This is a genomic window from Klebsiella sp. B345, from assembly GCF_051131735.1.
Lineage (GTDB): Bacteria > Pseudomonadota > Gammaproteobacteria > Enterobacterales > Enterobacteriaceae > Klebsiella.
The window spans coordinates 285,454-303,545 of sequence record NZ_CP180443.1; the positions used below are offsets into that span (position 1 = coordinate 285,454).

Annotated in this window: 18 protein-coding genes; 10 read left to right on the forward strand and 8 right to left on the reverse strand. The window is 52.8% G+C overall.

Translation table 11 applies throughout. The annotated features are described in order from the left end of the window. Window positions 1-160: 160 nt before the first annotated feature. From ACMYSO_RS01370 to ACMYSO_RS01390, 5 genes are all read right to left on the reverse strand, one after another. Window positions 161-1,858 carry an NAD-dependent malic enzyme gene (locus ACMYSO_RS01370; protein WP_434668897.1) on the reverse strand — a complete coding sequence of 566 codons (1,698 nt, stop codon included), beginning with the start codon at window positions 1,856-1,858 and terminating at the stop codon, window positions 161-163. 173 nt (window positions 1,859-2,031) lie between these two features. Further along, the gene (gene sra, locus ACMYSO_RS01375) at window positions 2,032-2,172 is read right to left on the reverse strand and encodes a stationary-phase-induced ribosome-associated protein (protein ID WP_123754269.1); all 141 of its coding nucleotides are present in this window, start codon (window positions 2,170-2,172) and stop codon (window positions 2,032-2,034) included. 243 nt (window positions 2,173-2,415) lie between these two features. After that, window positions 2,416-2,682, reverse strand: a complete 267-nt coding sequence (locus ACMYSO_RS01380; protein WP_434668898.1) for a colicin immunity domain-containing protein — start codon at window positions 2,680-2,682, stop codon at window positions 2,416-2,418. Beyond that, window positions 2,679-4,580 (reverse strand): S-type pyocin domain-containing protein, encoded by a 1,902-nt coding sequence (locus ACMYSO_RS01385; protein WP_434668899.1) that lies wholly within the window; start codon window positions 4,578-4,580, stop codon window positions 2,679-2,681. The genes ACMYSO_RS01380 and ACMYSO_RS01385 overlap by 4 nt, the downstream gene beginning before the upstream one ends. A gap of 130 nt (window positions 4,581-4,710) precedes the next feature. Continuing rightward, a complete protein-coding gene (locus ACMYSO_RS01390; protein WP_434668900.1) occupies window positions 4,711-5,841 on the reverse strand; it encodes a tail fiber domain-containing protein in 1,131 nt (376 codons plus the stop codon). Window positions 5,842-6,598: 757 nt separating this feature from the next. Between ACMYSO_RS01390 and ACMYSO_RS01395 the strand changes: the two genes are divergently transcribed. Together ACMYSO_RS01395 and ACMYSO_RS01400 are read left to right on the forward strand one after the other, a co-directional pair. Then, the gene (locus ACMYSO_RS01395; RefSeq protein WP_434668901.1) at window positions 6,599-7,576 is read left to right on the forward strand and encodes a DUF1852 domain-containing protein; all 978 of its coding nucleotides are present in this window, start codon (window positions 6,599-6,601) and stop codon (window positions 7,574-7,576) included. A 26-nt stretch (window positions 7,577-7,602) separates the two neighbouring features. Then, window positions 7,603-8,634, forward strand: coding sequence for a methionine synthase (locus tag ACMYSO_RS01400; protein ID WP_434668903.1), 1,032 nt, complete (start codon window positions 7,603-7,605; stop codon window positions 8,632-8,634). A 66-nt stretch (window positions 8,635-8,700) separates the two neighbouring features. Here the strand turns inward: ACMYSO_RS01400 and ACMYSO_RS01405 are convergent, their stop codons facing one another. The 3 genes from ACMYSO_RS01405 to ACMYSO_RS01415 form a co-directional block, all read right to left on the reverse strand. Continuing rightward, complete coding sequence (locus ACMYSO_RS01405; protein WP_434668904.1) at window positions 8,701-9,096, reverse strand: DUF1360 domain-containing protein; 396 nt, start codon at window positions 9,094-9,096, stop codon at window positions 8,701-8,703. A gap of 146 nt (window positions 9,097-9,242) precedes the next feature. Next, complete coding sequence (locus tag ACMYSO_RS01410; RefSeq protein ID WP_434584876.1) at window positions 9,243-9,635, reverse strand: Rrf2 family transcriptional regulator; 393 nt, start codon at window positions 9,633-9,635, stop codon at window positions 9,243-9,245. A 165-nt stretch (window positions 9,636-9,800) separates the two neighbouring features. Continuing rightward, the gene (locus tag ACMYSO_RS01415; RefSeq protein ID WP_434668906.1) at window positions 9,801-10,652 is read right to left on the reverse strand and encodes a Vmh family MBL fold metallo-hydrolase; all 852 of its coding nucleotides are present in this window, start codon (window positions 10,650-10,652) and stop codon (window positions 9,801-9,803) included. A gap of 113 nt (window positions 10,653-10,765) precedes the next feature. Between ACMYSO_RS01415 and ACMYSO_RS01420 the strand changes: the two genes are divergently transcribed. The 8 genes from ACMYSO_RS01420 to ACMYSO_RS01455 all read left to right on the forward strand — a co-directional run bounded on the left by ACMYSO_RS01420 (window position 10,766) and on the right by ACMYSO_RS01455 (window position 18,037). Further along, complete coding sequence (locus tag ACMYSO_RS01420) at window positions 10,766-11,650, forward strand: LysR family transcriptional regulator (protein WP_434668908.1); 885 nt, start codon at window positions 10,766-10,768, stop codon at window positions 11,648-11,650. A gap of 227 nt (window positions 11,651-11,877) precedes the next feature. Then, entirely contained in the window at window positions 11,878-12,660 is a 783-nt protein-coding gene (locus ACMYSO_RS01425) for an SDR family oxidoreductase (RefSeq protein ID WP_434668910.1), read from the forward strand. Beyond that, window positions 12,657-13,034 (forward strand): nuclear transport factor 2 family protein, encoded by a 378-nt coding sequence (locus ACMYSO_RS01430; protein ID WP_434668912.1) that lies wholly within the window; start codon window positions 12,657-12,659, stop codon window positions 13,032-13,034. Before ACMYSO_RS01425 ends, ACMYSO_RS01430 begins: the two co-directional genes overlap by 4 nt. 11 nt (window positions 13,035-13,045) lie before the next feature. Beyond that, window positions 13,046-13,924, forward strand: a complete 879-nt coding sequence (locus ACMYSO_RS01435; RefSeq protein WP_434668914.1) for a fumarylacetoacetate hydrolase family protein — start codon at window positions 13,046-13,048, stop codon at window positions 13,922-13,924. Continuing rightward, complete coding sequence (locus ACMYSO_RS01440; protein WP_434668916.1) at window positions 13,921-15,144, forward strand: DUF3500 domain-containing protein; 1,224 nt, start codon at window positions 13,921-13,923, stop codon at window positions 15,142-15,144. Before ACMYSO_RS01435 ends, ACMYSO_RS01440 begins: the two co-directional genes overlap by 4 nt. A gap of 145 nt (window positions 15,145-15,289) precedes the next feature. Further along, on the forward strand, window positions 15,290-16,627 hold the full coding sequence (locus ACMYSO_RS01445) for a hypothetical protein (RefSeq protein WP_434668918.1): 1,338 nt from the start codon (window positions 15,290-15,292) through the stop codon (window positions 16,625-16,627). A 48-nt stretch (window positions 16,628-16,675) separates the two neighbouring features. Next, window positions 16,676-17,056 carry a RidA family protein gene (locus ACMYSO_RS01450; RefSeq protein WP_434668920.1) on the forward strand — a complete coding sequence of 127 codons (381 nt, stop codon included), beginning with the start codon at window positions 16,676-16,678 and terminating at the stop codon, window positions 17,054-17,056. Between the two features lie 135 nt (window positions 17,057-17,191). Then, window positions 17,192-18,037 carry a DUF2218 domain-containing protein gene (locus ACMYSO_RS01455; RefSeq protein ID WP_434668921.1) on the forward strand — a complete coding sequence of 282 codons (846 nt, stop codon included), beginning with the start codon at window positions 17,192-17,194 and terminating at the stop codon, window positions 18,035-18,037. The last annotated feature ends 55 nt before the right edge of the window (window positions 18,038-18,092 follow it).

Here is an 18,092-nt window from a genome sequence, read left to right on the forward strand (position 1 = left end):
TTTCACGTAACAGCATAGGGTCCTCCTTATTTTATCCAGTAGGTTAATGGGTACAGGCAGTGTAGAACCCTGGCCGGGATTTGGCTAGCAACAAAAGATGGTGGGGGCTGGGCACAAAAAAAGGGCCTGCAAGCAGGCCCGTTAAGCTTAGCTAACAAAATCAGATCGAGGTCCGGCGGTAGTTGCGGTACTCCGGCAGCCAGAAGTTATCGCTGATGGACTGCAACAGCGCTTCGGCTGAAGTCTTGACCGCGACACCTTGCTCCTGGGCGACTTTCCCGACCGAAAAGGCGATGGCGCGCGAAACGGTCTGGATATCTTTCAGCTCCGGCAGCACCGGGCCTTCGCCGTTGTTCACCAGCGGCGAGTGTTTTGCCAGGGTTTCGCTGGCGGCCATCAGCATGTCTTCCGTGACTCTGGAAGCGCCAGAGGCAATAACCCCAAGACCGATACCCGGGAAGATATAGGAGTTGTTGCACTGAGCAATCACATACTGCTTGCCTTTGAGCGTCACCGGCGCAAACGGGCTGCCGGTTGCAACCAGCGCTTCGCCGTCGGTCCAGCTCAGGATGTTCTGCGGCGTCGCTTCCACCCGCGAAGTCGGGTTCGACAGCGGCATCACGATCGGGCGCGGGCAGTGCTTATGCATCTCGCGAATAATCTCTTCGGTGAACAGACCTGGTTGGCCAGACACGCCGATCAGAATATTCGGTTTGACGTTACGCACCACATCGAGCAGGGACAGGACTTCGTTGGTGGTATCCCACTGCTGCAGGTTGTCACGCTTCTGCACCAGCTTGCTCTGGAACGGCAGCAGATTAGGCATCGCGTCGGTCAGCAGGCCGAAACGGTCAACCATAAACACGCGCTGGCGTGCTTCTTCTTCGCTGAGTCCTTCACGCTGGATCTGTGCGATGATCTGCTCGGCGATACCGCATCCGGCAGAACCGGCGCCGAGGAAGACAATTTTCTGTTCGCTCAGCTGGCTTCCCGCGCCGCGGCTGGCGGCAATCAGCGTGCCGACGGTAACCGAAGCGGTACCCTGAATATCATCGTTGAATGAGCAAATTTCATTACGATAGCGGTTAAGCAGCGGCATGGCGTTCTTCTGCGCGAAATCTTCGAACTGCAGCAGCACGTCCGGCCAGCGGTGTTTAATCGCCTGGATCACGTCATCGACAAACTGGTAATAGTCGTCGTCGGTAATACGCGGATGACGCCAGCCCATATACAGCGGATCGTCGAGCAACTGCTGGTTGTTGGTGCCGACATCCAGCACGATCGGCAGCGTATAGGCCGGGCTGATACCGCCGCAGGTGGTATACAGCGACAGTTTGCCAATCGGGATCCCCATCCCGCCGATACCCTGGTCACCAAGACCGAGAATACGTTCACCGTCGGTAACGACGATAACTTTGACGTTGTGGTTCGGGACGTTTTGCAGGATGTCGTCAAGGTTGTGGCGGTTTTGATAGGAGATGAAAACCCCACGTGATCGGCGGTAGATCTCGGAGAAACGTTCACAGGCCGCGCCGACGGTCGGGGTATAGATAACCGGCATCATCTCGTCGAGATGGTTGCCGATCAGGCGGTAAAACAGCGTTTCGTTGGTGTCCTGAATGTTGCGCAGGTAAATGTGTTTATCGATCTCAGTTTTAAATCCCTGGTACTGGATCCAGGCACGTTCAGCTTGCTCTTCGATGGTCTCAACCACTTCTGGCAGCAAGCCCAGCAGGTTAAAGCTGCTGCGCTCTTCCATGCTGAAGGCGCTACCTTTGTTGAGAAGGGGAAATTCGAGCAGAACGGGGCCAGCGTAAGGGATATACAGAGAACGGTTTTTTTTATGGGTGAATTGCATCGCACTAACTCCTTGATGTTCACTTCAGACCGGGCGCGGCGATAAGCGTGCGGGCTGGCAGGGAAAGCAGCGGGGCAGATTATAGAGCAGATGCTATCAAAGAGGGGGAATTGTGTTAAAAAAACACCATCCTGACGAAAGGACGGTGTTTTTATCATCACTCAGCTGAAGAGTTAGCCAGCGCGGCGTTTGCGCCCGGTGGCATGAGCATGGTTAATGGTGGTTTCACTCTCGCCGTCCAGCACCACTTTTTTCTGCTGGGAGAGTTTATAGTTCAGACCGAGAAGATGACGTGCATGGTGGTTCGATTTCATTCTTACTCCTTAATCCACTTCTGTTTCAAGGACAAGCCCGGCGTCACCGGACGAAATGTAACCCTAAGAACGGCACCTGTTGGATACCGCGCTATCTATCGTGGTCCATTTTGTCGGCAATGGCAAGGTAACCCACATAGAAGTTACAGCCGCCCACAATTCGATTTATTCAACAAAGCCATCGTGAATGTTAGGGGTTCAGGTACTGAACCTCTAACATTCTGTATTTTAAAATTTATTGAATTAGAGAAGGTTAAACTTTTCCAGGATGGCTTTTACTTCTTTTCTTAAGCCCTGCTCGTCGAGCTCATAATTTTCCCTATCGGATTCAGGGTTATAGCAGTCTGCAATAGTAAATAGCTCTCCTCCACAATGATTTATATCTTTATTTATCTCTTCGCTTCCATATGATTCCCTTCTTGCTATCACGATGCTTAATACAAACTCATCCGCACTGATTTTTTTATTTAAAAAATCCCGACCTAATTCAATTAGTTTTAACCTACTCATAAAATCCCCGTATCTAGATATATTTTACCATTCTCTTCCATTGGGTCTATTTTCCATCCAGATAAAAAATCACCATTCCCCCGAATAATAACAGCACGCATTGTTTTGGGATTAAAGTAAACTTTTGATCCCTTATCTCTCCGGTACGTACCCTTTTCGACGGTGTCCTTATCAGTAAGGTGAGATTCAATAATATCCCTGAATTTAGTCAACGTTTCACTGTTTATCTTCGTATCATTGATACCAAAATCAATGGCGTGTTTGTACTTCCTTTGGAGCTGTCTGCGCGTAAACCTTCCCGAGTCCAATGGGTCGTTCAGCATCACATAAATAGGTTCAACACCGCTTCCGGTCGCATCGGGCTGCCAGTAGATGAAGTCCTGCAACGCCGGAAGGTCCGCAGCCGGGAACGTTGTGGTGACGATACTGTCTGCCTGTTTCACCTCCGTACCAGTATGTACCGGCGTCACCGGAACCGGAGTAGTGTTGCCGGTATGGGACGGCGCCGCCGGACCGACCGGCACCGGGTTCACCAGAATGGTCCGAGACGGGGCACCAGCTACCGCAGGCACCGTGATTTTATCAAGGCCGGTCGTCTTATCACGTACAGCGCTGAGTACCGGCACCGTCGCAGACACACTGCCGGTGCCGGTTTTCACCAGCATCACGGATTGTCTCCCGTCACTGTCCGTGGTGATAAAGCCTCTCACGGGCAGGTTAACACTTGTCATTCCCGGTTCGATGTTTACTTTCTCTGTGTTGAGAAGACTGGCCTGAACAGCCAGCATGTTGATATCACGTCCGGGAACTTTATCACTGCCTTTACCTGCCTCCGGAATATCAAGTGCAGCTCTGATAACGGTGAGTGCCATGGCAACCATGACGCCTCCAGCCAGAGCAGAAACAGCCCGTGAATTGGCCAGTTCTGTCACTCCGCGCCAGATTGCTCCAGCCTCCCATCCTGCCAGTTCGCTGTTAAAGGGAAGCACTCCCGCTGCCCCCGCAGAAAGCTGTATCATCCCCGGAGCCCGGTTTAACGGCATCGCGCTTTCTGCAGACAACGCCACATTCGCCGCTTTCACCATCCCCGGCGTGTAAACCGGGGCATCCAGGATACCCGCTTTTGCAAACAAGACTTTACGAGCCTTTTCTGCCTTACGAGCCTCTTCTGCTTTGCGAGCTTCTTCTGCTTTACGAGCCTCTTCTGCAATTTGGCCTTTTATTTTCTTCCAGTTTTTATATGCTTCAGTCAGCGATTTAACCTCCGCATTTTCTTTTCTGTAGCCCGTTCGGTCGTTGCCTTTGCCTCCGCCGTTAATTTCGAATGTTACAATGACTTCAGTCTTGATTTTTTCATTATCAAGCCAGTATCCCTTGGGTATTTCTCCCTGCATGACAGAGGCATAGGTCTCAAGTGAAGTCTTGTTTTCTGCCAGATTTTCTGCAGTACCATTATTGCTATCCGGCCGGCTATCGAAATCCCTGACTTTATGCCCGGTGTCAAAACTGCCAAAGGAATGAGGGCCGTCAGTGCCGGTGATGGTAATTATTCCACTCAGACCAAGAGAAGACGTTTGCTCAACCGTTAAACCATCGATTCCGATAGTCAACATGCCGTTTTGCGAAAGATCGCTGATAAAAAGGCGTGCATTCGGATTAATTGCTTTTGCACCTTTAATTAAATCCGACAGTTTCTGGCGTACTTTTGGGTCGCTTTTTACGGCAGCAATCTGTTTACCCGCAGCAAATGAGGAGGCCGTATTCGGGTCATGGTTACCGGAATTGCCATTATTACTTCCCCCCGGAGTTGAACTGTCACCCTGTTCATTAAGATTAGCGCCAGAACCACCTTTATAATCCCCGGCAATATGTCCCGGTCCATTCAGTTCAGTTGCCATAGTGTTCTGCCTTTATCTGTTTTTCATCGACAGGGGTAACCCGACAGCTCGCTCCGTTTTCATCTGTCGACAGTCGGAAACACCCCGACACCGGCTTCACACCATTATTGTATTCATACTTATCCATGAATCAGTCCTCCCGGCCCACACGTTCTGCAAGCGCTACCAGACGTCGCTCAAGCGACTGTCTGGCCTGTTTCTCTTCTCTGAGCGCTTCAACCAGCAGGGCCACCACACCGTTGATGTTAACGGCACGAGCATCTTCAAGCATGCTGCCATCATTGAGCGTTAGCGTGGTATGTGTGACGGACTGTGGCAGTACTTCCTCCACTTCCTGGGCAATCACGCCGGCTTCCGGCACGCCCTGTTTGATATAGGTATAACCGCCGATGCTGCCGAGTTTGTCCAGCGCATTGTCGATTTTTTCGATATCCGTTTTCATGCGGGCATCAGAACTGCTGTGCCATCCGCCATTGGCAAACGCGTTACCATCCTGGCGAAATTCGTACCAGCCATTAGCACTACCATTACCAACATGGACCCCCATGAAATGGTTTTTTCCTATACGCTCATAGTGATAGACGTTGGCAAACAGGTCACCGGCGCCCTGCAGATGAACCCCATTCGTCACCCGTTCAGTGCTGCTGTTATTTTTGTTTCCCTCCGCCCAGAACCAGCCATCAGGATTGCGTTTTTTAATCTGACCGACAGTCAGCTCGGCATTGGGTTTCAGCTGTAGTTCGTTCCATTTTCCGCCCTGGTCACGATATGAAATCAGGCCGCATTCCTCCTTCCCGGGATTAATCCTTGACCCAATCAACATTCTCGTCGTGATATTCCCTGTTGTGAAGTCGGTGAAGAGAGAAGCGGCATTATAAATCTGGCCTGAGATGAGGGGGGAGGGGCCTGTGGTTGATGTACTGATGCCGGCGTTATGTGAGACCACTGCCCCACCCGAAATATCGACACCGTTGCGCAGAGAGACGCGACCTGTGGACAGACTGAACGAAAACGGACGGAGGGTATTCCACCCCCCGTCCTGAGCCTGGCCGCTGGCGGTGGTCAGGGCGTAAAAATCTCTGCCATCGTTACGGAGAATGACACCGGTATTGCCGTTCGAGAGCCGGAATCCGTTTGCAGCTTTTGACACGATTTCCTGGTCGCTAACAAGTCGCTCGCGTAGTTTACTCAGAGATTTGAGTTCTTTAATGTCATCGTTGACACCATTTAGTACCAGGGCATTATTTTTTTGGTCAGCCATTGTAAGTTCCTTTTTGCTGATTAAGTGCGAAAATTATTGGCAAAGCACTGTTTATAAAAACAGTGCTTTTTTTACCCTACGACTGGAATGGAAGTATGTCAATAGAGATAATGGAACCTTTGTCAATGGGTTATTCACTATGTAAATCAATGGATTATATTTAATTGGTCACGATGATAGGCTAAGAAACCACAGAGCCATTGTTTTAGGGAAAGGGAAAAATTCCACGCTATGGTTATTTTTGCGCAAAAAAGTAGAAGTTGACGCTTATCAACAATGCTCATAACTTCCGAATTAAAAGATCTGTTCCTAAACTCGGATGAGTAATAATTGTCATTAAGCACCGTATTAAGGACCACAAAAAACAAAAGAAATGATTTCATCGATGGTGCGAAATATCGCATAGATAACCGGGAGGAGGTTTGTTCCATCTTGATGCAATGTATGATGGCGTGGATACGGTCTCTGACTCATCCAATACCAGAATAACCTTGTGTTTTACAGGCCAATTCCATCAACCCCTCCGTTTGCGCAACCCTCCGCTGTCCGCATTAATCCCTGACCATGAAAATGGCTCATGTTGTGATGAAATTAAGTCGCTTTCTCTGCTCTAAGGGCTCTGGCATAAAATATACCTCATCAACGGTAGCCAAAATGAAAGCTCCCTAAATGGGAAAGCCCGTAAATAATAAGTGGTTATTCCTGTTGTTCAAACAATAAATTCAGCTTTCATCGCACAACGCAGGTACAAGACATCATGAGCAAAGACTTCACCTTTACAATTAAAAGCAGTTGTTTCGATGAGAATTATAACCCTTCGGATAATACGCGTATTACCACTAACTTCGCCAATTTAGCCCGGGGAGAGAACCGCCAGGAGAACCTGCGTAACACCCTGGTGATGATGAACAATCGTTTTAATACCCTGGCGTACTGGGATAATCTTAAAGGCGACCGTTATTCTGTTGAGCTGGAAATCATCTCGGTTGAGATGAGCGTTGAAGCGCAGGGCGATGCCTTCCCGGTCATTGAAATACTGAAAACCAATATTATTGACAAAAAAACCAACGAGCGTATTGAAGGCATCGTCGGCAATAATTTCTCGTCTTATGTCCGTGACTATGACTTCAGCGTGTTGCTGCTGGAACACAATAAAAACAAGCCTGAGTTTAGTATTCCTGAAAACTTTGGCGAGCTACACGGCAACATCTTCAAACATTTCGTCAATTCGAATGAATACCACCAGCAGTTCAGCAAATCACCGGTGATCTGCCTGAGCGTGTCCAGCAAAGATATCTATCACCGCACCGGGAATCAGCATCCGGTACTGGGGGATGAGTATCAGCAACAGGACTCTTCGCTGACTGAGCAGTATTTTAAGAAAATGGGTCTGCAGGTGCGTTACTTCATGCCGAAAAACAGCGTCGCGCCGTTAGCTTTCTTTTGCGCCGGTGATTTACTGAGTGATTACACCAGTCTGGAACTGATCGGTACCATCAGCACCATGGAGACCTTCCAGAAAATTTACCGCCCGGAAATTTACAACGCCAACTCCGCCGCCGGGCAATACTATCAGCCAAACCTGAGTAACCAGGATCACTCGTTAACCAAAATTGTTTACGACCGCGAAGAGCGGAGTCACCTGGCGATTGAGCAGGGCAAGTTTACGGAACAGAACTTCATCCAGCCCTATAAAAATATTCTTGAACAATGGTCCGCTAGCTGCGCGCTGTAATTAACAAAATAAAAAGGTTCTCTATTATGAAAATATTATTACCGACGTCAACAGCGGGCAGTTTACCGAAACCTTCGTGGCTTGCGCAGCCCGAAACCCTGTGGTCACCGTGGAAATTACAGGATGAGATCTTAGTTGAGGGGAAACAGGACGCCCTGCGTTTGGCGCTGCAGGAACAACAGCTGGCGGGTATTGATATCGTCAGCGATGGCGAGCAAACGCGCCAGCATTTTGTCACCACCTTTATTGAACACCTTGACGGCGTGGATTTTGAGAACCGTCAGGTGGTTAAAATCCGTAACCGCTATGAGGCCAGCGTGCCGAGCGTGGTGGGTGAAGTTGCCCGTAAAAAGCCCGTCTTTGTCGACGATGCGCGATATTTACGCCAGCTCACCGACCAGCCGATTAAATGGGCCTTGCCGGGGCCGATGACGATGATCGATACGCTGTATGATAACCACTATAAAAGCCGCGAAAAACTGGCATGGGAATTTGCGAAGATCCTCAATCAGGAAGCCAAAGAGTTAGAAGCGGCCGGGGTGGATATTATCCAGTTTGATGAGCCAGCATTTAATGTGTTCTTCGATGAAGTTAATGACTGGGGAATCGCCGCGCTGGAAAGAGCGGTTGAAGGGCTGAAATGTGAAACCGCAGTACATATCTGCTACGGATACGGTATCAAGGCCAACACCGACTGGAAAAAGACGCTGGGTTCCGAGTGGCGGCAATATGAAGAAGCGTTCCCGAAACTGCAAACTTCGAAAATCGATATCATCTCGCTGGAGTGCCATAACTCGCGGGTGCCGATGGATCTGCTGGAGTTGATTCGCGGTAAAAAAGTGATGGTTGGGGCAATTGACGTGGCAACCAACGCTATTGAAACGGCGGACGAAGTGGCCAACACTCTGCGCAAAGCGCTGCAGTTTGTTGATGCCGACAAACTCTATCCGTCAACCAACTGTGGCATGGCGCCGCTATCGCGTCAGGTCGCCAGAGGAAAACTGCAGGCGTTAAGCGCCGGCGCCGAGATAATCCGCAAGGAACTGTTGGCGAAATAATCCCGAATAACGTTGACCAGCAAGGTTAAGCTATCCGAAGAAGGCGATCTCAACGATCGCCTTTTTTTATTTTTGACTGTTTTTGTTCATCATCTCTTTAAGCTCACTCTCTTTCATCTTTTTGTCCATGACATAAATAAAAGAGCGGAACATAAAACCGCTGACGAACGTGGCGAGGGTGATGGTGAAAAACAGAGTAATAATGAGGTCAATATAAATATTACCGCTGCTGATAATCAGCGGGCGATAAATGAGAACCCCGGCAAGGACTACCCAGTGACTCATGCAATAAAAACAGTGGAACAGATAGCCGGTCATATGGCCGATTTTATTAGCAAAATTACGCAGCGGAACAAAAAGTTCGGTCTGGGTGATGGTAAATGAAATGCTGGCAGCAGCAACGCTGAGCACGATGCAGGACCATAATGCCTGAAGTGTAGATGGATCAATAATCTGTTGCACAACAACTCCTGATAGTGTGAGTAACTCATGTAACAACAAAAGGTACGATCTAAATCAGACAAAATCAACACGACGCTCTGGGCATCGTGAAAACGAAAGCACATATCGATAAATGTCGGGTGGGGAAACGCTGGTGAATAAAGTGTTTAGCGATTGTTTTCTTTAAACTTATCGCAAAGGAAGCTGAGCGTTATTTCATTCAGGCGGTTCATGAGCAATAATTCTGCCTGGTTTAAGGCGTCGTCCAGTTCTGCATTAACGGTATTTTCAATCAGACAATGGGGATTATCCCGGCTAATCCCAAGGTTATAAAGATGGGTAATCCCCAGGGCTTTATAAATATCCAGCAGGGTGACCTGGTGCGGGTCGCAGCTTAATGACCAGCCGCCGTTATGCCCTTTTTCTGAACGTACATAACCGGCTTCGCGCAGCCCGGCCATAGTCCGGCGCACCAGAACGGCGTTGGTATCCAGCATGTCAGCCAGCTGTTGCGAGGTATAGTTTGCGGAGTCGCAGGCCAGATGAACCAGTATGTGCAAAACGCGTGATAACCGTGTGTCGCTTCTCAAGTTCCCTCCGACGGGCAGTGTGCGGTGGCCGTCTGTAGTCGACAGCCACCTGAAGCCTGGCATCATAACGCAAGCCAGCAGGATACTGAACTGCCTGATGAACGATCGTCATGATGCCCGTCAGCCTGGAGCCTGTTACCACTTCATCTCGCCGGTATTCACCTTCGCGCTCAGCTCCAGCGAACTCTCTTCCGCTAGTCCCGGCCAGCGCTGTTTCATTTCGCCGATTACGCCAGCGGAATCGTGATGCGTCTTCAATGCCTGCTCAAACTGCTGCAGATAGTCGCGAGTGAAGGTAATCGCACGGTCACCGGCCGGTAGTGGACCGAGGTAATGGCCCGGGATCACCCGCTGCGGGTGCAGAGCGGCCATATCGTTGAGGGTTTGACGCCATTGCTGGCGGCTTGCTGCGCTTTGGGTATCAGCGGTCCACACGTGCATCCCCCAGGCAACGCCGGTTCCCCCGAGGAGGGTCTTGTTGCCCGGGATCCAGACGAAGGCAGCATAGTGCTGCGGCTGGCGGATCTCCACTTTTTCGCCGTCGATGGTGAAGGTGGTAGCGTCGATCACCTGCGGGGTGTACAGCTGCTTCGGCGCGCCATCTTTCATCTGCGGACCCCACCAGGCGAGCTTCGCCGCTTTGGTGGCGTTAATATGGTTCACCACCTCGGCGGTGGCGACCACTTTCGCCTGCGGGAAGGCCTTCACAAGCGGCTCCAGACCAAAATAAAAATCCGGGTCACCGGACGTTATCACGATACGGGTCAACGGTTTGCCGTTGTTGCGGATCATCTCGACCAGTTTTTCACCGTCCTTCACGCTAAATTGCGCATCAAACAGCACCGCTTCATGGGGGCCGGAGACCAGCGTCGAGTTAACGGCGAAAATCCCTTTATCCTGCGGGTTGTAGGTTTCGAGGGTTAAGGGCGCGGCAAACGCGGCGCTGCTGAACAGGGCGGTGGCAATGGCAAGGGCAGATAATTTCATGGTGTTTTTCTCAGTATCAGGTGAATGACGCTATTTTACGGATTTCCTGATTTGCGAAAATTCCTGAAAAAAGAGATGCTGAGTTTCATAAATCGTGCAGATGGAAGTGTCAGATGGACAGAATTATCGCCGCGCAGGTCTACATGCGGATCTGCGAACTGGGCAGCCTGAGTGCCGCCGCCCGCGCGTTGGGCATGTCGCGGCCTATGGTCAGCCGCTACCTGGAACAGATGGAGCACTGGGCGGGAACCCGGCTGATCCACCGTTCAACCCGTAAACTGACGTTAACCGCCGCCGGTGAGAAAGTGCTGCAAAAAACCCGTAGCCTGACCCAGCTTTCGGACGAAATTGCCGGTCAAACCGAACGGGCGGTGCCCAGCGGGACGCTGCGCGTCGCCTGCGCTCACTTTACGGCAATGCAGCTGATTTCGCCGCTGTTGCCTGATTTTCTCGCACGTTACCCGCAGCTTCGCCTGGAGCTGGATATCAATAACCATCCGGTGAGCCTGATTGGTGAGCGTATCGACGTGGCCATTCGCATTACCGACAACCCGGAGCCTGGCGCCATTGCCCGCCGTCTCGGGGTATGTCGCTCGGTCCTGTGTGCCTCCCCGCGCTGGCTACAGCTGCACGGACAGCCGCAGACTCTGGCAGAGTTGAGCCAGCACAACTGCCTGCATTACAGCCATTTTGCCGCCCCGCAGTGGCAGTTTACCGATCCCGAGGGTGAGGTGGCGTCGGTGGCGGTTTCCGGTAATCTCAGCGCCGGGATCTCCTCATTACTGCTGGACGCGGCGGTGGCCGGATGCGGTATTGCGATGCTGCCGGTCCTTGAGGCGCAGCGCGCTCTGAACAGCGGGGCGCTCAAGCCGGTGTTGCCCGCCTGGACCCCGAAAGCGCTGAGCGTCTACGGCATTTACCTTTCCCGGGACTACCAGCCCAGCGCGCTGCCGCTGTTCCTCGATGAGATCCAGCAGCAGCTAGCGCAAATCAGTTAGCGATAGACGCTCCCGCCAGTCAATACCCTGCGGACCCCACATCATGCGGTCTGCAGGCCGGTTCCTGTCTGCAATCTGGTGTAACGGGTACTGTCTGTACGGTTCTCTTTCGTGAGCCATCTCCGACTTTCATTCTAATCCTCCTGGCAAATCTAGACATATCGTAATTTGAGATATATCAATATATGTACATTATTTTACCAATGATTAACATTCAGGAGCGGAGAATGGATCTGGGGATTGCCGGCAGGCTGGCGTTCGTCTGCGCATCATCGCAGGGGTTGGGGCTCGCCTGTGCGACGGCGCTGGCGGCTGAAGGGGTAAACGTCGTCCTTAACGGGCGTCATGAAGAGAAGCTGGCGCGCGCAGCGGCGGAGCTGTGCGCGCGTTTTCCGCAAATCGCGGTAACGACGATCGTCGCCGACCTGACGCAGCAGGAAGGCAGGGCAGCGATCCTTGCGGCTTACCCGCAGATCGACATTCTGGTCACCAACAACGCCGGGCCGCAGCCCGGGGCACTCACCGACTGGCATGAAGAGGCGCTGCTGTCGGCGATGGCGGCCAATTTCATTCCGGCGGTGCAGCTGATTCGGGCCTGGCTGCCGGGTATGCAGCAGCGGCGCTTCGGGCGGATCGTCAATATCACCTCGGCCATGGTTAAGGCACCGCACTACATGATGGGGCTTTCCACCTCGGCACGCACCGCGCTGACGGCGATCTGTAAAGCGATTAGTCGTGAGGTGGTCGCCGACAACGTGACCATCAATAACCTGCTGCCGGAGCGCATCGATACGCCACGCCAGGCATTTATGCTGGAGCGCCTGATGGCCAAAGAGGGCATTAGCCTGGAGGAGGCGCGCCGCCGTAATGAAGCCACCATCGCCGCCGGTCGTTTCGGTCGCCCGGACGAGTTTGCTGCCGCCTGCGCCTTTTTGTGTAGCCATCAGGCCTCCTACATTTCCGGGCAAAACCTGCAGCTCGACGGCGGATCCTACGAGGGGCTGCTATGAACGCCGATATCCAGGCGTTGCTGGCGCTGGAGACGGAACGCCAGCGGGCATTGGTTGCCGGCGATCGTGAACGTCTCGCACCGCTGCTGGCTGACGATCTGTTGCATATTCACAGCACCGGGATGGCGCACAGTAAAGACGCCTTCCTCGAACATGTGGCCAGAATGGGCGGTTTTGTCGCTATTGAGCGGCCAACGCCGGAGATCCGGCTGCTGGGCGATATTGCCATTATCAGCGGTGAAACCTGCAATATCGTGCGTTCGCTGAGCGATGGCGCCGAGCGGGTTCGCCACGGTTTTTCCACGCTGGTGCTGCGTCGTACCCTGCAGGGCTGGCAGATTGTGCTGTCACAAATGACGCCCTTTGCGGCATAAAAAGGAGTGATATGAAGCTCGTGCGCTATACCCACCAGGGGCGAACTCGTCTCGGAAAAGTTGTCGGTTCCACGGTTGTCGATCTGTCCGAAGTTGCCGGTATCGAGCATTCGATGCGCCAGTTGCTCAACGATCTGCCGGCGCTCCGCGCGCGGCTCGAACAGGCGAGCAGCCCGGCAGTGGCGCTGGAGGATGTCCACCTCGAGGCGCCGATTATCGATCCGCAAAAATTTCTCGGCATCGGCATGAACTACCGCAAGCATGCTGAGGAGGCGCGGCAGGCGGGCATTGCTATCCCGTCGTCGCAGCTGTGGTTTAACAAGCAGGTGTCCTGCATCAACGGCCCGTTCGACCCGGTGGTGAAGCCGCGCCTAAGCGAGCAGATGGATTATGAAATCGAGCTTGGTGTCGTTATCGGTCGCCGCTGTCGCCAGGTCCGCGCCAGTGAAGCGCAGGGGGTGATTGCCGGCTACCTGATCGTCAACGATCTCTCTGCCCGGGACTGGCTGAAAAAATCGCCGACCTTCACACTGGGAAAATCATTTGATACGCACGGCCCGCTTGGCCCGTGGCTGACCACTGCCGATGAGATCGCCGACCCGATGGCGCTGAACATGACGCTGACGGTGAACGATGAATGCCGCCAGCAGGCGGCCACCGGCGATATGATTTACGACATCTATCAACAAATTGAATATCTTTCTTCGGTGATGACGCTGGAACCGGGCGACGTGCTTGCCACCGGTACACCTTCCGGTATCGGTGCGCTGCGCGGTTGCTTCCTGCAGCCGGGAGATGTGATGCAGCTGACTATCGATGGCCTGGGATCGATGACCCATCGCGTTGTCGCCGACGAAGACGCTGACGCGGCGACAGGAGAGGCAAGATGAGCCGACACCTGTTTCGCGACTATCTGCTGCCCGCCGACGCGCCACGGATCCTGGCGGCCCGCAATGTTGACGTCGCTACCTACGGCGCGAGGATGCTGGCGACGGAGAAAGCCCGCGATCTGCAAGCACAGTGGCAGGCGAAACTGGATGAGACGTTTCGCGGGATCACCACTGACGGGGCAGTTCGCGACGGATTGTTCCCGTTAGCGGATGAAGGTTTTGCCGTTGAAGAGGCGGTTGCCGCCGCTACGGTTTTGCTGGAGACGCTGGACGCCAGCGCCCGAGAACGAGTCTGTCAGCCCATTGACGCCCCGCAGTGGCGGGCGTGGTACAACCCGGAAATCCCGTTCAATGACTATGGCGTGCGCCTCGAAGATACCGGCCCGACGACGCGGGAGGCGTTTCTCGGACTGCTACGAACCTGTACCAGCGACAGCGGGTTTAGCAAAGTCACCCGGCTGATGGATGCCAACCATTTTCTCGGCGAGCTGTACGATCTTAACAACATCATGAATCGCTGGAGCTTTCACTTTATGCTGTTTGGCGAACCTTCCGTCGATAAGCCCTGGGGCTGGAATATATACGGCCACCACGTCGCCTTTTGCTGCTTTATCATCGGACGTCAGTTGACCATTGCCCCGACCTTTATGGGCGTGGAACCCAACGTTATCGACCGCGGCGATGAAAGCGACGGGGTGTTGTTTACCGAAGAAGAACGCTGCGGCCTGCAATTAATGCAGGCACTGACGCCAGACCAGCAGGCACGGGCGACGATTTTCCAGCACATGGAAGACCCGGCGATGCCGGCGGAACGCTTTAATTTTGCCGACCAGCGTCATCTTGGCGGCGCATTCCAGGATAACCGCATTATTCCCTATGAAGGGATTTGCGCGGCGGAATTTACCCCAGCACAGCGGGCGCTGTTAATGGCGACGGTGGCCTGTTTCCTGGATTTTCTACCCGATGCCCCGCGACAACACCGGCTGGCGTTAATCGAACAACACCTGGCGGACACCTGGTGGTGCTGGATCGGCGGCTGCGGCAATGACGACGTCTTTTATTACCGTATCCAGAGCCCGGTAGTGATGCTGGAGTTCGACCACCATAGCGGGATGTGGCTGACCAACGAACAGCCGGCGCGTTTTCATATCCATACGATTACGCGTATTCCCAATGGCAATGATTATGGTAAAGCGTTATTGAAACAGATTCAGCCGTAAGCTGTGCAGTTCATTTCTGTCAATATCACCTGTCGCCGTGACTATTATTCACGGCGCGGGTGGGCGCACTGACGCGCCACTCACTAAGCGGTAATAAGCGGTAAATAAAAAATATCTCTGTCCCCTGTAATGAGGTTATCTGGCAATGGAATTAAACGGTTCATTCAGAGTCCCGGCGCGGGCGTTATTCCCGTTGGCGTTATTATGCAGTAGCGCTTACGCTAACACCGTCCCCATCGGCAATGATTCTGATTCATTCAACGACTGGCTCGCGCAAGGTAATATCTATGGCGAAGTCAAAACCATGCAATTTTTTAAGGAGTATACTGGCACCGTCGCCGATAAACAAACCCACGCCTTCGGTGGTGATATTCAATATGTCAGTCCCGAGTTTTATGGTTTTAGTTTCGGCGTCGCGGAATATGGTTCATGGAACCTGGGATTGAATCCCGATAATAGTGAAAAAACTGAAGGCTATTTGCCAGCGGATAATATTAATGTGCTGGGTAAAGCCTATTTACGCTACCGCGGATATGGTTTTAATCTGCAGGGCGGGCGCATCGCCCTGGATACGCCTTTTGCCAACGGCGGTGAAGGCCGGACGATGATCCCGGCGTTGTATGAAGGGTTTGGCGGCGACTACAGCCTGCTGGATAAGCAGCAGCTGAAGCTGTACGGCTACCGGATATATCGCTTCAAGCCCTTTAGTTCCGATACCTTTGGCAAAGGCGATACCGGCGCACCTGAAGTAGACGATACCTCTATCCCGTCGGTGGACAGCGATGGTTTTTCTACCTTCGGGCTGCGTTATGGTCATCTGTACGATGCTCAGGCCGAAGCCTGGTATTATCATTTCGATAAACGGGCGCAGATGGCTTTTGCCGGGACTGAACTGCCGGTACGTGGCTTGAGCATCGGCGACTGGACGCCGTTTTTTGGCGCGCAATATCTGCATGAATGGGATGCTTCCGATCAATCCTGGCCGTATAAAAACATTGATACCGATCTCTATTCCGCACGCATCGGTATTCGTTCACGGCAGCACAGCTTCTCGGTAATTGCCACCCATGTGCCGAGTAAAGATAATGCATTTTTAAATGGCGCCTATTTTGCGCCATATAATTTTGGTATTTATGACACCACCCCCATTGAGGCCGGGCAGCCGCTGGCGTCGATGATTACCAGTAATCAGCCCGGCGACGCGCTGGCATTGCGCTATGTTTATCATAATCAAAACGCGCTGGCGGTTATCGGCTATACGCGGCTGGATTTGAAAGACTCCAGCGGTATTTATTATCCGATTGCCGCCAAAGATATTAATGCCGGGTTTATGATCTTAGGCTATAACCTGACGCCGCGTTTACATGCCGAGTTTGAATTTGATTATATTGACTCACCATCGCCGGTTACCGGTGATTATCATGCCGAACGTCTGCGCCTGGTGTATAAATTTGGCGCAATGATGCCGGATAACGATTATTAATTGTCAGCAGGATCTGCCGTAGCGGCAGATCCTGACAGGAGCATAAACATGAGTGACCGAAGCAGTATTTATAGTCAGGGCTTTGTCCACAGTAACCCCGTGCCGGCGGCCTGTCGGATTGGCAATATGGTGTTTTCCGGCGTGATTTATGGCCGCGATCCGCAAAGCCGGGTCGTCCCGGACGATATCGATGCCCAGTGCGCGTTGATGTTCGCTAATCTCAAAACCGTGATTGAGGATGCCGGTGGCTCATTGGACAATATCGCCCGGCTGACGCTATGGATGGCGGATAAAAGCGAGCGGGAGCGGGTTAACCCGCATTGGCTACGCTATTTTCCTGACCCGGCATCGCGCCCGGCCCGCTACGCCATTGATGCGGTACTCAGCGGCAACATTCGCGTGCAGTGCGATTTTATTGCCGTACTTTAACCACCTTATCACTGACATTTTCTCCGCAGGACCCACTCTTATTCCGTACGCGAACAAAATTCAGACCGGCATCATCGCTTTACGATATATTTAAAGTTTAGTTATGTTGCAGTGGATGAAAAAATGGAGTCGACGATGGAACAAACACAACGCTCCGGAAAAAAGTCCGCCGACACCAAAACCTCGGCTGTCCCGCAGAATGCGGGGCAGACCGGGCGTCGTGGGCGGGTATTCGATTACGGTGAGCTACGCGTGCTGCTCCTGGCGATGCTGTCTGAACAGCCGAGCCATGGGTATGAACTCATTCATGATATTAAAGAACGTTTCGGCGGGTTGTATAAACCAAGTCCTGGCGTTATCTATCCGACTCTGACCTGGTTGTACGACCGTAACTATGCGGTGATCGACCTGGAAAAGGGCGGTCGCAAACGCTACAGCATCACCGATGAAGGGCAGGCCTGGCTGACGGCGAATCAGTCGGTGATGGATATGCTTAAGTCGCGGGTGGCGCCGCAGGCCAGCCGCGAATCACCGCCGGCGATGGTTGACGCGATGGATCATCTGAAGCGGGCGCTGAGCCTGCGGATTAAGTATGAGCCGCTGCCCGCCGGGATGATTGACAGCCTGGCGCAGGCGATTCATCTGGCCGCCGAGCGGATTGAGCATTTGCTGACTACCCCGGTACCTGCTGAAGGGCTGCATTCGAGTATTGCCCATATCACGACGCCAAATGCGCCGCGCTTTATGCGCCGGCTGTGCAGCCATTTTCAACATCGTACGCCGGTGGTCAGCGACGAGAACAGCGGGCAGTTTCGCCTGAGCATCGGCGATGTGCGGCTGGATGTGCTGGATAACGCGTTGCAGATTACGCTGACCGCGTCGGAGACCGACGATCTCGCGGAGATGGAAACCATTCTGGAACGCCATCTGGCAGAGGCGGCGGTGCGTGAGACCTTAGATATTCGCTGGCAGCGGAGCTGATGTTAGCAATGTAGCTCTGAGGGTGGCGCACGAAAAAGGGTTCATGTTGTTTATG

What these genes read in the sequence shown, in the direction of transcription:
- sra (WP_123754269.1), bottom strand. Translation starts at nt 2,172, where the DNA reads ATGAAATCGAACCACCATGCACGTCATCTTCTCGGTCTGAACTATAAA.
- ACMYSO_RS01380 (WP_434668898.1), bottom strand. Translation starts at nt 2,682, where the DNA reads ATGAGTAGGTTAAAACTAATTGAATTAGGTCGGGATTTTTTAAATAAA.
- ACMYSO_RS01445 (WP_434668918.1), top strand. Translation starts at nt 15,290, where the DNA reads ATGGAATTAAACGGTTCATTCAGAGTCCCGGCGCGGGCGTTATTCCCG.
- ACMYSO_RS01415 (WP_434668906.1), bottom strand. Translation starts at nt 10,652, where the DNA reads ATGAAATTATCTGCCCTTGCCATTGCCACCGCCCTGTTCAGCAGCGCC.
- ACMYSO_RS01435 (WP_434668914.1), top strand. Translation starts at nt 13,046, where the DNA reads ATGAAGCTCGTGCGCTATACCCACCAGGGGCGAACTCGTCTCGGAAAA.
- ACMYSO_RS01420 (WP_434668908.1), top strand. Translation starts at nt 10,766, where the DNA reads ATGGACAGAATTATCGCCGCGCAGGTCTACATGCGGATCTGCGAACTG.
- ACMYSO_RS01440 (WP_434668916.1), top strand. Translation starts at nt 13,921, where the DNA reads ATGAGCCGACACCTGTTTCGCGACTATCTGCTGCCCGCCGACGCGCCA.
- ACMYSO_RS01430 (WP_434668912.1), top strand. Translation starts at nt 12,657, where the DNA reads ATGAACGCCGATATCCAGGCGTTGCTGGCGCTGGAGACGGAACGCCAG.
- ACMYSO_RS01395 (WP_434668901.1), top strand. Translation starts at nt 6,599, where the DNA reads ATGAGCAAAGACTTCACCTTTACAATTAAAAGCAGTTGTTTCGATGAG.
- ACMYSO_RS01450 (WP_434668920.1), top strand. Translation starts at nt 16,676, where the DNA reads ATGAGTGACCGAAGCAGTATTTATAGTCAGGGCTTTGTCCACAGTAAC.
- ACMYSO_RS01385 (WP_434668899.1), bottom strand. Translation starts at nt 4,580, where the DNA reads ATGGCAACTGAACTGAATGGACCGGGACATATTGCCGGGGATTATAAA.
- ACMYSO_RS01390 (WP_434668900.1), bottom strand. Translation starts at nt 5,841, where the DNA reads ATGGCTGACCAAAAAAATAATGCCCTGGTACTAAATGGTGTCAACGAT.
- ACMYSO_RS01455 (WP_434668921.1), top strand. Translation starts at nt 17,192, where the DNA reads ATGGAACAAACACAACGCTCCGGAAAAAAGTCCGCCGACACCAAAACC.
- ACMYSO_RS01400 (WP_434668903.1), top strand. Translation starts at nt 7,603, where the DNA reads ATGAAAATATTATTACCGACGTCAACAGCGGGCAGTTTACCGAAACCT.
- ACMYSO_RS01370 (WP_434668897.1), bottom strand. Translation starts at nt 1,858, where the DNA reads ATGCAATTCACCCATAAAAAAAACCGTTCTCTGTATATCCCTTACGCT.
- ACMYSO_RS01425 (WP_434668910.1), top strand. Translation starts at nt 11,878, where the DNA reads ATGGATCTGGGGATTGCCGGCAGGCTGGCGTTCGTCTGCGCATCATCG.